Genomic DNA, 13,541 nt, shown 5'->3' with positions numbered 1-13,541 from the left:
TTGGCCCTGCTCGACGGCAAAGGCCCGAAAAAAGCCTGCCCGTTCTACTACCAACTCGACCACCTCGGCACCCCGCAGGAACTCACCGACTACAGCGGCGAAATCGTCTGGTCGGCGCAATACGACGCCTACGGCAAAATCGCCGCGGTGACCCTGGCCGGCGAAGAATACCTGGATCAGCCGCTGCGCTTTCAGGGGCAGTACTTCGATGCGGAAAGCGGACTGCACTACAACCGACATCGGTATTACGACCCCAGATTGGGAAGGTATCTGACCCCGGACCCGGTGAAGCTCGCGGGTGGGTTGAATCAGTACCTGTACGTGCCGAATCCGACGGGGTGGGTGGATCCGTTGGGGTTGACGTCCAGTTGTCCTCCGCCGAATAAGCCTGGGTGTGCGGTGCCGGGTGGGATTGGTGGGGCTAAGGTTGATGAGGGTGAGCCCACGCTGCCGAAGATGACGGCGCAGGAGCGTCGGGCGAGGATTGATGAGTTGGCGGAGCAGATTGCTTTTAACGAATTGAAAAAAATGGAGCCTCCCAATACCAAGGCGCATTTCTTACAGAAGCATGGCGCACAAACCACTTTAGCAGCGCAGCTTGAACGAGTGGAACATGCAAAAAATCCGACAACAGGCAAAGTAGAGATGAGGATGAATCGTAAAACTAAGGTAAAGGAGCCAAGTGTTCCTCGCGCTGCAACGAGATTTCTTAGTCATAGAGATCAGCTTAATGCGATAAATCGCGCGCAGCTTATATTCCGACGTACAGGAAGTTTGGCTCTCTCATCGCTGCCTGTGGAAATGCGAAGAAAGGTAGGGGAAGGATACAAGAGTAGGCGATTGGAATACGTGGGGACAACGAAAACTGTCGTTATCCTAGATGTTAAGGGCAACCCTATAACCGCTTATACGGACTACTAAGTTATGAACTTCAAACCGGATATCTCAATTTTGCCAGGTTTTTTGTTTATATTTGATATTGATTATCCTCATTCGGAATCAGTTGAGGAGTTAATCTGCTGGGCAGATGTGAATGACTGTTCCGATCTTTCTAATGTTTTTGATTCAGTAATCAGGCCCGAGTTTTTAAGTTACTCTGAAGGTGATAAATGCTGGTTAATTGAAACCATTGCATCCTGTCTGGATGAAAATAATTCGTTTGAAGGGGTTTTTGCAAAAAGAAGTTTATTGTTTTCGGACGAAATAGAGGACGCGCGTATGTTTATGAGTACATTGCTCGAACGGCTTCGGGCGTATCGGCAAGAAACGATTACGGGTGAATAGAGTGGAGAATATTTGAAAAAAGAGGCGCTATCGGCTGATTGAGCGAATGGAAGATGCTGGCTGCGTCTTTAATTTTATCGTGCTCAAACTTGAGTCCTGAATAGTGATGGATGAGTTTGTTCATCGGCAAGCCTTGGTTTGCCTGCACGAACAACTTGAATAGCAAGTACTACTGATTGAATTGAATGAACTGACTCCTTCGCGTGCGGGCTTGCCAGCTAGGAATTTGCAGTTTTTGCAGAGTCAACATTGGCCGATTAGCGTCGATGACTGCAGCTCGGCAGTGCCAAGGCTATCGAGCACATGCAGACTAAACCCCGCAACATTCTTCGCATGATGCTTCGCCTGCGACGCCATCTCGGCAAGCTGGCTTGCATCAAGCGCTGCGCATGCTTCGGGCCGCAGGTGAACTACACCAATCGATAGCGACAGTAGGGGAAACTCCTGCCGCGCACCTTGGCGGTTGGGGGCGATGAAGCATCCAGCTTCAAGGTGCTCGGGCCGATAAAACCGGCGGCATTGGCTCTGAAAGTCGTCGAGTAGTTGGTTAAGGCGTTTGCGCCAGTCTTCCGGGCCGAGGACGAGGAGGAAGTCGTCGCCGCCGATGTGGCCGACGAAGTCGCGGGTGGGGTCGACGCGCTCGTTCAGGCATTGCGCGAGGCAGAGCAGGACTTCGTCGCCGCGACCGTAGCCGTAGATGTCATTGAAGGGTTTGAAGCTGTCGATGTCGACGTAGCAGATGATCGACTCGCGGGCCTGTTGCAGCAATCGCGTCAGGCATTGCTGAATCGGCACATTGCCCGGCAGTAAGGTCAGCGGATTGGCGTACCGTGCCTGCTGGATTTTCAGTTCGGTGATCAGTTTGAGCACGTCGATGACCCGGCCGAGGCCCAGGTAGCTGCCGTTGAGGGTGATGATGAAATCTTCTTCGATGCGCTGGCGGGCGCGGCTGGTGATGAGGCGGCTGACTTGTTGCAGCGACTGGCTCATTTCCACGGCGAGAAAATCGTCGTTCATCAGGCGGCTGATCGGTTTGCGGGCGAACAGGTCGGTGGCGAACGGTTTGAGCAAGGCGTCCGACAGGGAGTGGCGATGGACGATGCCGCAGGGTTGGCCTTGTTCGTCGAGCACGGCGAGTGAGTTGAGGTTGGCCTGACGACGGAAGGCTTCCAGTACGGTGGCAGTCGGAATATTGCGCTGCACGGCCGGTTGGTCGTTGAGCAGGGCGCTGAGGTCACTGCCTTCATCGTTCAGCGCGACGGCGCTGCTGTCGTGTTTGGGCATCATGGCGCGAGCGTCGCGGGATGGATGTTCCTGAGGGCGGCCGAGCAGGTAGCCCTGAACCAGATCGACGCCCATTTCAGTCAGCACCGCGAGTTCTTCCGGCAACTCGATGCCTTCGGCAATGACTTGCGCCCTGGAAGCCTTGGCGATTTGCAGGATCGAACCAACGAATTCACGCTTCAACGCGTCCTGATGAATGCCATCGATAAAGTGTCGATCGATCTTCACGTAATCCGGTCGCAGCTCGGACCACAAGCGCAGGCTTGAATACCCGGCGCCCAGATCGTCCAGCGCAATGGAAAAGCCCATCGCCCGATAGTGATGCAGGGCGGTTTGCAGTAACTGAAAGTCATCGATTGGTGTCTGCTCGGTGAGTTCGATCACCACCTGGCTTGGCGGAATACCGAAATCCTGCAGCAACTGCAACGTGCGTCCGGGTTGGTGCGCCGCTTCGAGTAAGGATTCCGGGGAGACATTGAGAAACAGCTTGCCCGGTAACTGCTGCTCGTTGAAGCGGCGGCAGGCGCTTTGGCGGCAGGCGATTTCCAGTTCGCTCAGTCGGCCGGCCTGACGCGCTACGGCGAACAGCGCAATGGGCGAGTGCAACGGGCTGTTGGACGGGCCACGGGTGAGGGCTTCGTAACCGAGGATGCGCCGTTCGGAGAGGCAGATGATCGGCTGGAACAGGCTGTGTAAGCCGCTTTGAGTCAGGATCGAGCTCAAGGCGCTCAGCTGTTCGGTCGTGGTCATGGCGATCTCTGGCGATAAAAAAAGGACTGGGAGCGTTGGCTCCCAGTCCTTTATTGCACGACAGAATGATGACTGTTTGATGACGATCCGCGGATCGCCAACACTAAATTGCCATCACTTACTTCTTGGCCACCTGGTTGCTCAGTTTCAAGTAATCCAGCAGCACGCGCCCGGTTTCGCTCAGGTAGGCATCATCTTCCGGTTTGACCTTGTCCGGCTCGGCGGCGGCCAGCGCGTCTTCGTCTTCTTTCTTCAGCTCTTTGAGCGGTTCTTCGCCTTTGGCCTTGCGACGGATGTTCTCCATTGCCAGTTGCTTGGCGTCGATGTCGGCGTGCTGGGCACGACGTTCGGCTTCATTGAGGCTGACGGTTTTTTCTTCCATCAGTTTTTGCGCCAGGGCCAGTTTGTCGCGGATGAACACGAACTCGGCATCCTTGTTGGTGCGCGCGTCATGTTCGGACTTCAACTGGGCCAGGAACGGCTTGAACGGGTCGGCCGCCGGTTTGATCGCCGCGCGGATGGTGTCCCACGGCATGGCTTCCGGCAGGGCGCTCTCGCCGATTTCCTTGGTGTCGATCAACGATGGATAGTCGATGTCCGGCAGCACGCCCTGATGCTGGGTGCTCTGCCCGGACACCCGGTAGAACTTGGCCAGGGTCAGTTTCAGTTCGCCATGGTTCAGCGGCTGAATGGTCTGCACGGTGCCTTTGCCGAAGGTCTGGCCACCGATGATCAGCGCACGGTGGTAGTCCTGCATGGCACCGGCGAAGATCTCCGAAGCCGAGGCGGACAGGCGGTTGACCAGCAGTGCCATCGGGCCTTTGTAGAAGGCGCCCGGGTTTTCATCTTCGAGCACGTCGACACGGCCGTCGGCGTTACGCACGAGTACGGTCGGACCCTTGTCGATGAACAGGCTGGTCAGTTCGGTGGCTTCCTGCAGGGAACCGCCGCCGTTGTTGCGCAGGTCGATGACCACGCCGTCGACTTTATCCTTCTGCAGTTCGGTCAGCAGCTTTTTGACGTCGCGGGTGGTGCTCTTGTAATCAGGGTCACCGGCACGGAACGCCTTGAAATCGAGGTAGAAGGCCGGGATTTCGATCACGCCAAGTTTGTAGTCCTTGCCGTCCTGTTTCAGGTTGAGGATCGACTTTTTCACCGCCTGGTCTTCGAGCTTCACCGCTTCACGGGTGATCGGCACGATCTTGGTGGTCTGGTCGTTCGGCGCATTGCTCGCCGGAATCACTTCCAGGCGCACGACGGTGCCTTTCGGGCCGCGAATCAGCTTGACCACTTCGTCCAGACGCCAGCCGACCACGTCGACCATTTCCTTGTTGCCCTGGGCAACGCCGATGATCTTGTCGGCCGGGGCGACTTGCTTGGTTTTGTCAGCCGGACCTGCTGGTACCAGACGCACGACCTTCACTTGATCGTTGTCGCTCTGCAACACGGCGCCGATGCCCTCGAGGGACAGGCTCATGTTGATGTCGAAGTTTTCCGCGTTATCCGGTGACAGATAATTGGTGTGCGGGTCGTAGGACATGGCGAAGGTGTTGATGTAGGCCTGGAAAATGTCTTCGGCACGGGTCTGATCCAGGCGCGCCAACTGGTTCTTGTAGCGCTTGGTCAGGGTTTCCTGGATCTGCTTCGGCTCTTTGCCGGCGATCTTCTGGCGCAGCACCTCGTCCTTGACGCGCTTGCGCCACAGGTCGTCGAGTTCAGCGGTGGACTTGAGCCACGGCGCGTCCTTGCGATCGATCAGCAAGGTCTCCCTGGTGCTGAAGTCCATCTTGTCGACGCCTTTGTTCAGCTCGGCAAGGGCGAAGTCCAGGCGCGCCTTGACGCGGTCCAGATAGCGCTTGTAGATGGTGAACCCGGCGTTGAGATCGCCGCTCTTGAGGAAGTCGTCGAACTGGGTTTTCCACTTGTCGAATTCAGCGATGTCGCTGGCCATGAAGTAGCTGCGCGACGGGTCGAGCAGCTTGATGTAGCTGTCGTAGATGATCACCGAGCGCGCATCGTCGAGCGGCGGCTTGCTGTAGTGGTGACGCTTGAGCAACTCGACGACGTTCAGGCTGGCGATGACTTCATCGCGATCAGGCTGCAACTTGTCCCAGCTGTTGGCTGCGAATGTGGTGCCCGACACCGGCAACAGACCGATACCGATGAAAAGAGCGAGGGCGGTGCTGGGGAGCAGATGCTTCATGCTGATTCGACGCGGGGACAATTGATAACGCATATTAGGCCGTCTTTGAAGTCGCCGGTTCTTTGAGATCCGGTCGCATAATGCAAAAAGCCCGGCGCTACCGCTTCGGGCTCAGTCCAGACTCACTATGGAGGCACTGTGAAGGCATTGCAAGGCGTTGAAGGTCAAGTGGCATGGGTTGAAGAGCCGAGTCCTACCTGCGATGTAGGACAAGTCCGCATCCGCGTGGCGGCAGCAGGCCTCAATCGTGCCGATTTATTGCAAAAGGCGGGGCTTTATCCACCACCGCCAGGCGCCAGCCAAGTGCTCGGTCTTGAGTGTTCCGGGGTGATCAGCGAGGTCGGCGCGGGCTCGTCCTGGCAGGTCGGCGATCGGGTTTGCGCCTTGCTGGCCGGGGGCGGCATGGCTGAGGAAGTGGTTGTCGACGGGCGGCACGTGTTGCCGATTCCCGAAGGCGTTTCGCTGATCGAGGCGGCGGCATTGCCTGAGGTTTACGCAACAGTCTGGCTGAATGTGTTTCAGCTTGCGGCGCTCAAACCGGGTGAGAAAGTTCTCTTGCACGCTGGCGCCAGTGGAATCGGTTCAGCCGCCATTCAGCTGTGCAAGGCCTTTGGCAACCCCTGCTGGGTCAGCGTCGGGTCGGCCGAGCGTCTGGCTTACTGCGAGTCGTTGGGCGCGCAGGGCGGTGTGCTGCGCACTGACGATCTGGAAGGCCTGCGCGATTTAGGTCCGTTCGATGTGATCCTCGATCCGGTCGGCGGCGACTATTCAGCGCTGAATCTGAAACTGGTGGCGCTGGATGGACGCTGGGTGTTGATCGGCCTGATGGGGGGGCGTGAGGCGAAACTGGATCTGGCGCAGGTGTTGGCCAAGCGCGTGCAACTGCTCGGTTCGACGTTGCGCAGCCGCAGTGATCAGTTCAAGGCGGATTTGCTGAGCGATCTCGGCCAGCAGGTGTGGCCGTTGTTTGCAGAAGGGCGGTTGCGTCCGCAACTGGCCAAGGCGTTTGCGGTGAAGGATGCCGAGGCGGCGTTTGCCGAGTTGGCGAGTAACACCGTGGCGGGCAAGCTGGTGTTGGTGATTGACGAAAGCCTGAGCTGACAACACAAAGCCCCTGTGGGAGCGGGCTTGCTCGCGAATGCGGAGTCTCAGGCAACATATTCGTCACTTAAAGACCGCTTTCGCGAGCAGGCTCACTCCTACATTGGATCTGTGTCACTTCCAGAGATGGATTGGCCAGCCGGATTTTTCTGCCTGCTCGAGCAGCACCGGGTCCGGGTTGACCACGTGCGGGAAATCCACCTTCAGCAACAACGGCAGATCATTGCGTGAGTCGGAATAGAAGCTCGCGCCCTCCAGGTTCTCTTCTTCGGCGTCCAGCCATTCCAGCAAGCGAGTGATCTTGCCTTCGCGGTAGGTCAGGGTGCCGACGGTATTACCGCTGTACACGCCATGGGCGACGTCCAGTTCGATGGCCAGTACCTCATCGATCCCCAGGCGTTCGGCGATCGGCTTGACCAAGTGCGTACCCGACGCCGAGATCACCAGGATCCGGTCGCCGGCCTTGCGGTGCGCGGCGATGGTTTTGGTCGCGTCGCTGAAGATGATCGGTTCGATGAAATCTTCTACCCATGGGCCAACCAGGTGCTCGATTTCTGCCGGCGTGCGGCCGATCAGAGGTTCAAGGCTGAAGGCCATGTAGTCCTCCATCGCCAGGTGGCCGCGGCCGTAGGCGTCCATCAATTCCTTGTCGCGCTGCATGAACGATTCGCCATCGACCCAGCCGAGGCGGACCATTTGCTCGCTCCAGAGCGAGGAGCAGTCGCCGTGGATCAACGTTTCGTCCAGATCAAAAATTGCCAAAGCCATCGGGTTCTCTCCGAGAACAGCTGCGAAGCTCCAAGCTTCGAGCTGCAAGAATTAAAATCACGTGCACCGCAGTCTACAGCTTGGGGCTTGCAGCTCGAAGCTTGCTGCTTTCAGGCTACCTGGCACAACGCCGTCGGATCGATGGAAAGTGCCAGGCGCTGTCCGTCGGGATGCAGGTCGGCGGCCGAGCGGTTGAGTACATCGACCACCAGTTCGACGCCGCGCGCCTCGATGCGATAACGAATGACGTTGCCGAGCAGGCTGTGGCTGCGTACTTGCGCGTCGAGGTCGCCGTTGAGGCTCAGTTCGATAGCCTCCGGGCGGATGGCGATGCGGTGGTTGATCGGCCGCTGCAACAGCTTGGAAGCGGCCTCGGCGTCGAGCAGATTGTAGTTGCCAATGAAGCCGGCGGCGAACACATCGACCGGTGCGGTATAGAGGGTTTCGGCATCGCCGCTTTGTACGATCTTTCCCTGATTCATCAGGAAAATCCGGTCAGACATGGTCAGCGCTTCTTCCTGATCGTGGGTGACAAAAATGGTTGTCAGGCCGAGTTCGCGCTGGATCTGGCGGATCTGTTCGCGCAAGTGTTTACGAATCCGCGCGTCGAGTGCCGACAGTGGCTCATCCAGCAGCAACAAACGCGGGCGGGTCACCAGCGAGCGGGCGAGGGCGACACGCTGGCATTGGCCGCCAGACAATTGATGCGGGTAGCGTTTGGCGAAGTCGTGCAGTTCAACCAGTTTCAATACCTCCACCACGCGCTTGTGGCTGTCATCGGCATTGACCTTTTGCATGCGCAGGCCGAAGGCGACGTTCTGTTCGACGGTCATGTTGGGAAACAGCGCATAGCTTTGAAACACCATGCCGATGCCGCGTTTCTGCGGACTCAACGGCACAATATCGACGCCATCGAGCAGGATTTGCCCACCATCCACCGGCGTCAGCCCGGCGATGCACCGCAACAGGGTCGACTTGCCGCACCCGGATGGGCCGAGCAGCGTGACGAACTCGCCTTTGTTGATTTCGCAATCGATATCGCTGAACACGGTGGTGCCCGCATAGCTTTTTTGCAGGTGTTGGACGCTGACGTAGCTCATTCGCTTTTGTCCTTGTTCAAGATGTTGGCGATCCAGGTCAGGACCAGCACGAAAAAGAAATACGAAATGACCAGCGCGCTGGTGAAGTGACCGCTGCTGTTGCGCATGTTGTTCAGGTAAACCTGCAGGGTTTCGTAACGTGTGCCGACGAGGATGTTGGCAAACACGAACTCACCAAAAAGGAACGAGAACGACAGCAGCAACGCCACCATCAGACCCTTGCGCAAATTGGGCAGCACCACCAGGAATGCAGCCTGAAAGGTGCTGGCGCCGAGCAGTTGCGCGGCGTCCATCAAGTCGCGAAGGTTGATTGCTTGCAGGTTGTTGGTGATTGCGCGGTACATGAACGGCAGCGCCACGGTGAAGTAGCAACCGATCAGAATCCACGGCGTGCCGACCATCGCCATCGGCCCGGAACCGTAGAGCTGCAACAGTCCCACCGAGGACACCACGGGCGGCACCGCGAAGGGTAGCAGGATGAGGATGTTCATCAGCGCATCGAGTTTCGGGAAGTGATAGTGCACGACGAACAGCAATGGCAGGATCAGCACCACCGACAGCACCAGGGCGCCGACACAAACGATCAGTGACTGGCCGAACGCGTGCAGAAAGCGCGGATCGCTCCACAGTTGCAAGTACCATTTGAAAGTGAAGCCGCTGGGCAGAATGGTCGCCGACCAACTGCTGGCGATCGAATAGATCAGCGTGCCCACCAGCGGCAGCAACAGGATGGCGAACAGCAGGTAGACCACGACGCGGTGGTAGAGGCCGGCCGGGCCGGATTCAGCGCGAGACATGGTAGCTCCTCTTCAGCAGCAGTTGATGCACAACGGTGACGATGGTCATCAGCGCCACCAGCACCACGGCCAAGGCGCTGGCCAGGTTCGGGTCGAGAGAGATGTCCCCGGAAACCATCGCTGCAATACGAATCGGCAGGACGTTGAAGTTGCCGGTGGTCAGCGCATAAACCGTCGCGTAAGCGCCGAGGGCGTTTGCGAGCAGGATCACGAACGTGCCGAGCAAGGCCGGCGTCAACACCGGCAGGCCGATGTGCCGCCAGAACTGCCAGCCGTTGGCCCCAAGCAGCGCGGCGGACTCGCGCCAGTCTTCACGCAAGGCGTCGAAAGCCGGGTAGAGCAGCAGCACGCCGAGGGGAATCTGGAAGTAGGTGTAGAGGATGATCAGCCCGGTTTTCGAGTACAGGTTGAAGTCCTGAATGATCCCCGACTGTTTCAGCATGATGGTGATGCTGCCGTTGAAACCGAGCAGGATGATGAACGCGAAGGCCAGGGGCACGCCGGCAAAGTTGCTGGTCATGTTGGCGAAGGCGTTCACGAAGTTGCGCAGTTTCGAGTCGACTCGACGCAGCGAGTACGCTCCCAGCACGGCGATGATGATGCCGAATACGCTCGACCAGAAACTGATCTCGAGGCTGTACTGGATCGCCTGCAAATAAAACTTCGAACTGAAGATTTTGCTGAAGTTGGCCAAACCCCAGCCGAACTCTTCCGACTGCAGGCTGTTGATCATCACCCAGACCAGCGGGGCGATTTCGAAGACGATAAAGAACAGTGCGAAGGGCACCAGACACAGGGCTGCGAGCCATTTGCTGCGGGTCATCGAGTTCACTTGAGCAGCTCCCGGCACACAGGCTTGTCGTGGGGCACGCCGAGCAGTTCGCAGACGGTGCCGCAGAGCTCGGTCTGCTTCGGCGCCGCGTCGGCGTTCAGGCTGAAAGCACTGCCGAGGACGAACAGCGGCACCTGACGCTCTTCTTGCAGCAGGCCGTTGTGCGAGCGGTCGTTGTTCATGCCGTGGTCGGCGGTCACCAGCACTTGATAACCAGCGTCGAGCCAGGTATGCAGATAGTCGGCAAGAATGATGTCGGCCGAGCGGGCGCTGTTGCGGTACTGCGCAGAGTCGAGGCCGTGTTTGTGCCCGGCATCATCGATGTTCATCGGGTGGACCAGCAGGAAATTCGGTGCGTGGCGCAGGCGCAGGTTTTCCGCGTCGGCGAACAGGTGCGAATCCGGATAGTGGTCGTTCCAGTAAAAATGGCCGTGCTGGATTGGCAGCGACGGATCGTCGGTGTGGCGATCGCGTGCGGCGACGAATGGCGAGCGGTTGTACAACTCGCTGACCCAGTGGTACGCCGCCGCGGCGGTTTTCAGCCCGGCATCGCGGGCGTAATGGTAGATGCTGCGTTGATTGGAGAGGCGCGAGACATTGTTGTGGACGATACCGCTGTCGATCGGCGGCACGCCGGTAAGAATGCATTCGTAAAGCGGTCGGGACAGGGCGGGCAGTTCGCACTCCAGTTGATAGAGCGCCGCGCGTCCTGCGCCAACATAAGCCTGCAGATGCCCCATGGCGTGACGCGCAACCTCGTGGTTGAGGCCGTCGAGCACGACAAGGATGACGTTGTGCTTCATAGGGGCAAAAACTCCGCGAAACAGGAAATTTCAGATTCAACCCGGGTCCCTTTGTAGGAGTGAGCCTGCTCGCGATAGCGGTTGAACATTCAACACAGTGTTGACTGAACTACCGCTATCGCGAGCAGGCTCACTCCTACAGGGGATCTCCAGCGGATCACGCAATGGTGATCAGCCGCTTTATTTCATTTCGACAATGACTTCTTCGTTCCACTGCTGCGGCAGGGCTTTGGAGGTCTTTTCCCACGCATCGGCGTCTTTGATCGGCGTAACTTTTTTGTACTGCTCGTTCGGCAGCAGCTTGGCCTTCACGTCTTCCGGCAGTTGCAGATGCTCGGCGCGGATCGGACGGGCATTACCGCGGGCAAGGTTGGTCTGGCCGGCGTCGCTGAAGATGTATTCGCGGGTCAGCTTGGCGGCATTAGGGTTTTTTGCGTACTTGTTGATGATCGTGGTGTAACCGGAAATCACCGAACCGTCGGACGGGATCAGTACCACGTAGTCATCCGGGTTAGCCATCTTGGCCTTGTAGCTCAGGCCGTTGAAGTCCCAGACCACGCCGACTTCGATTTCGCCTTTTTCCATGGTGGCGATGGTCGGGTTGGCCATCGACAGACGACCCTGTCTGGCGATGTCGGCGAACAGCAGCAGGGCCGGTTTGATGTTCTTCTCGTCGCCACCGTTGGCCAGAGCAGCAGCCAGTACGCCGTTTGCGGCCTGGGCGGCGGTGCTCACGTCGCCGATGGAGACTTTATATTTGCCGCCCTTGAGGTCGGCCCATTTGGTCGGTACTTCGGAGCCGTGCAGCAGTTTTTTGTTGACGATGAAAGCGATGGTGCCGGTGTAGGCCAGCGCCCAGTTGCCGTCCTTGTCCTTGGCCCAGTCGGGGATTTGATCCCAAGTGCTTGGCTTGTACGGCTGCACCACGCCTTGCTTGACCGCGATCGGGCCGAAGGCGGCACCGACGTCGCCGATGTCGGCGGTGGCGTTGTCTTTCTCGGCGGCGAACTTGGCGATTTCCTGGGCCGAACTCATGTCGGTGTCGATGTGTTTAAGGCCGTACTTTTGGGCCAGATCCGCCCAGGTGCCTTTCCAGTTGGCCCAGTCATCGGGCATGCCGACGCTGTTGACGGCGCCTTCCGCCTTCGCAGCGGCTTCGAGGGTTTTCAGGTCGGTGTCGGCCGCCATGGCGGCGCTGCACATTGCAATGGTCGAGCCTAACAGTGTTGCCAGGAAAAGCTGTTTCATTCCGAAGCTCCTTGGTCGTGTTCAACGCTGCGATTGCGGTTTGTGTTGGTCTAGGTCAGCAATACCTGAGCCAATTTAAGGGCGCTGGATGACACTTTGATGTCGAGGGCCTGTTTGCGGGGCTCTTGCTTGCCCGGTGTCGGCAGGTGCCAGATAAGCGTAGACCATGCTCAAGCCACGGCAGACAAGGGACTTGGCCGATGTATTGCAAGTCGTGAGCAAGACCGTTGAGCCGTTTTGTCATCTGTTGTTCATCTACGCTGCCTAGGCTTGCAACAGACGAAAACGGTTCATTTACCGGTCGGTCTTGCCCTGAAACAGTGCTGGTCTAGTCCAGATAGGTAACGTTGATGCGTGATGAGGCAACCAAAGCGGTGACAGCGATTGGCCAGGTGTTGCAGGAGCAGCTTGATCATGGCTTGTTGGCAGCGGGCAGCAAGTTGCCGGCCGAACGCAAGCTCAGTGAGCTGTTTGGCACGACGCGAATCACGGTGCGTGAGGCGTTATTGCAGTTGGAGGCGCAGGGGCAGATTTATCGCGAGGAGCGGCGCGGCTGGTTCGTTTCGCCGCCGCGTCTGGCCTATAACCTGATGCAGCGCAGTCACTTTCACGCGATGGTCAGTGCGCAGGGGCGCGAGCCTTCGACGGAGGTGATTTCGGCGCGCTTGCAACCGGCTTCGGCGGCGGTCTGCGCGTGGTTGCAGTTGCCGGCGTTGTCGAGCGTGATTCAGATTTGCCGGTCGCGTCGGATTGACGGGCGTCTGGTGTTGTATGTGGAGCACTATTTGAATCCGCAGTTTTTTCCGGGGATTCTGGCGTTTGATTTGAATCAGTCGATTACCGAGTTGTATGCGCGGCATTACGATTTGCACTATGGGCGGGTGCGGTTCGAGATTGTTCCGACTTCATTGTCGGCGGATGCGGCGGCGGCTTTGCGGGTGTCGGTGGGGAGTCCGGGGTTGCGGATTGCGCGGGTCAATTATGATCAGCATGGGCGGTTGATCGATTGTGATCTGGAGTTTTGGCGCCATGATGCGATTCATGTCGGGGTTGATGTGGTTTGACCTTGGCGGCCTTTGGGCCGACCAGGTTCTTGGGGTTTTGGGTGAATATCCGTTGCTGCGGTGATGGCTTCTTATGGTTTCGCCCTTACGGCGAGGCACTTTTTCCAGACGCCGAAAAAGTACCCAAAAAGGCTTTGCCCTGACGTTCGGCCCGCTCGCTGGGGCTCGGGGTGCCTTCGCTACGGGATTGATCCGGGCGCAGCGTCTCCGGTTTGCTTCGCTGCACCTCCTCTCGCTGTGTTTGGCTGCGCCAAACGGTCGCTGCGCTCCCACGCCCGGATCAACCCCTCCGCTCAGCCTGCCGACG

12 protein-coding genes are annotated in these 13,541 nt (G+C 58.2%); 4 read left to right on the top strand and 8 right to left on the bottom strand.

Translation table 11 applies throughout. The features are described 5' to 3' along the window. Nucleotides 1-921: RHS repeat domain-containing protein (locus tag HU755_RS14445; RefSeq protein WP_186633680.1), on the top strand; the 921-nt coding region annotated here is incomplete at its 5' end. Nucleotides 922-924: 3 nt separating this feature from the next. Then, on the top strand, nt 925-1,284 hold the full coding sequence (locus HU755_RS14440) for a hypothetical protein (protein WP_186633677.1): 360 nt from the start codon (nt 925-927) through the stop codon (nt 1,282-1,284). 243 nt (nt 1,285-1,527) lie between these two features. Here the strand turns inward: HU755_RS14440 and HU755_RS14435 are convergent, their stop codons facing one another. Then, on the bottom strand, nt 1,528-3,318 hold the full coding sequence (locus HU755_RS14435) for a bifunctional diguanylate cyclase/phosphodiesterase (protein WP_186633674.1): 1,791 nt from the start codon (nt 3,316-3,318) through the stop codon (nt 1,528-1,530). A 118-nt stretch (nt 3,319-3,436) separates the two neighbouring features. Then, on the bottom strand, nt 3,437-5,521 hold the full coding sequence (locus HU755_RS14430; protein ID WP_186633671.1) for a carboxy terminal-processing peptidase: 2,085 nt from the start codon (nt 5,519-5,521) through the stop codon (nt 3,437-3,439). Between the two features lie 138 nt (nt 5,522-5,659). Between HU755_RS14430 and HU755_RS14425 the strand changes: the two genes are divergently transcribed. After that, nucleotides 5,660-6,622 (top strand): zinc-binding dehydrogenase, encoded by a 963-nt coding sequence (locus tag HU755_RS14425; protein ID WP_186633668.1) that lies wholly within the window; start codon nt 5,660-5,662, stop codon nt 6,620-6,622. 114 nt (nt 6,623-6,736) lie between these two features. Here HU755_RS14425 and HU755_RS14420 read toward each other — a convergent pair whose 3' ends face one another. The 6 genes from HU755_RS14420 to HU755_RS14395 all read right to left on the bottom strand — a co-directional run bounded on the left by HU755_RS14420 (nt 6,737) and on the right by HU755_RS14395 (nt 12,170). After that, the gene (locus HU755_RS14420; RefSeq protein ID WP_186552487.1) at nt 6,737-7,390 is read right to left on the bottom strand and encodes an HAD family phosphatase; all 654 of its coding nucleotides are present in this window, start codon (nt 7,388-7,390) and stop codon (nt 6,737-6,739) included. A gap of 110 nt (nt 7,391-7,500) precedes the next feature. Beyond that, entirely contained in the window at nt 7,501-8,490 is a 990-nt protein-coding gene (locus tag HU755_RS14415) for an ABC transporter ATP-binding protein (protein WP_186633665.1), read from the bottom strand. Then, nucleotides 8,487-9,287, bottom strand: coding sequence for an ABC transporter permease (locus HU755_RS14410; RefSeq protein WP_186552485.1), 801 nt, complete (start codon nt 9,285-9,287; stop codon nt 8,487-8,489). Before HU755_RS14410 ends, HU755_RS14415 begins: the two co-directional genes overlap by 4 nt. Then, nucleotides 9,274-10,110, bottom strand: a complete 837-nt coding sequence (locus HU755_RS14405; protein WP_186633697.1) for an ABC transporter permease subunit — start codon at nt 10,108-10,110, stop codon at nt 9,274-9,276. The genes HU755_RS14410 and HU755_RS14405 overlap by 14 nt, the downstream gene beginning before the upstream one ends. A 5-nt stretch (nt 10,111-10,115) precedes the next feature. Beyond that, nucleotides 10,116-10,922: an alkaline phosphatase family protein gene (locus HU755_RS14400; protein WP_186633662.1), complete on the bottom strand. Its 807-nt coding sequence runs from the start codon at nt 10,920-10,922 to the stop codon at nt 10,116-10,118. A 180-nt stretch (nt 10,923-11,102) separates the two neighbouring features. After that, a complete protein-coding gene (locus HU755_RS14395; RefSeq protein WP_186552483.1) occupies nt 11,103-12,170 on the bottom strand; it encodes an ABC transporter substrate-binding protein in 1,068 nt (355 codons plus the stop codon). A 350-nt stretch (nt 12,171-12,520) separates the two neighbouring features. Here HU755_RS14395 and phnR point away from each other — a divergent pair, with 350 nt between their 5' ends. Beyond that, nucleotides 12,521-13,234: a phosphonate utilization transcriptional regulator PhnR gene (gene phnR / locus HU755_RS14390; protein WP_186633659.1), complete on the top strand. Its 714-nt coding sequence runs from the start codon at nt 12,521-12,523 to the stop codon at nt 13,232-13,234. The last annotated feature ends 307 nt before the right edge of the window (nt 13,235-13,541 follow it).

The organism is Pseudomonas sp. SWRI111 (assembly GCF_014268555.1).
Classification (GTDB): Bacteria; Pseudomonadota; Gammaproteobacteria; order Pseudomonadales; family Pseudomonadaceae; genus Aquipseudomonas; species Aquipseudomonas hamedanensis.
The sequence above is the reverse complement of the archived record's forward strand: the minus strand, read 5'-3'. Positions and strand labels throughout refer to the sequence as shown.

Bases quoted from the DNA above. Each gene is read 5' to 3' on its own strand.
- HU755_RS14440 (WP_186633677.1), top strand. From the start codon at position 925: ATGAACTTCAAACCGGATATCTCAATTTTGCCAGGTTTTTTGTTTATA.
- HU755_RS14435 (WP_186633674.1), bottom strand. From the start codon at position 3,318: ATGACCACGACCGAACAGCTGAGCGCCTTGAGCTCGATCCTGACTCAA.
- HU755_RS14430 (WP_186633671.1), bottom strand. From the start codon at position 5,521: ATGAAGCATCTGCTCCCCAGCACCGCCCTCGCTCTTTTCATCGGTATC.
- HU755_RS14420 (WP_186552487.1), bottom strand. From the start codon at position 7,390: ATGGCTTTGGCAATTTTTGATCTGGACGAAACGTTGATCCACGGCGAC.
- HU755_RS14415 (WP_186633665.1), bottom strand. From the start codon at position 8,490: ATGAGCTACGTCAGCGTCCAACACCTGCAAAAAAGCTATGCGGGCACC.
- HU755_RS14410 (WP_186552485.1), bottom strand. From the start codon at position 9,287: ATGTCTCGCGCTGAATCCGGCCCGGCCGGCCTCTACCACCGCGTCGTG.
- HU755_RS14405 (WP_186633697.1), bottom strand. From the start codon at position 10,110: ATGACCCGCAGCAAATGGCTCGCAGCCCTGTGTCTGGTGCCCTTCGCA.
- HU755_RS14400 (WP_186633662.1), bottom strand. From the start codon at position 10,922: ATGAAGCACAACGTCATCCTTGTCGTGCTCGACGGCCTCAACCACGAG.
- HU755_RS14395 (WP_186552483.1), bottom strand. From the start codon at position 12,170: ATGAAACAGCTTTTCCTGGCAACACTGTTAGGCTCGACCATTGCAATG.
- phnR (WP_186633659.1), top strand. From the start codon at position 12,521: ATGCGTGATGAGGCAACCAAAGCGGTGACAGCGATTGGCCAGGTGTTG.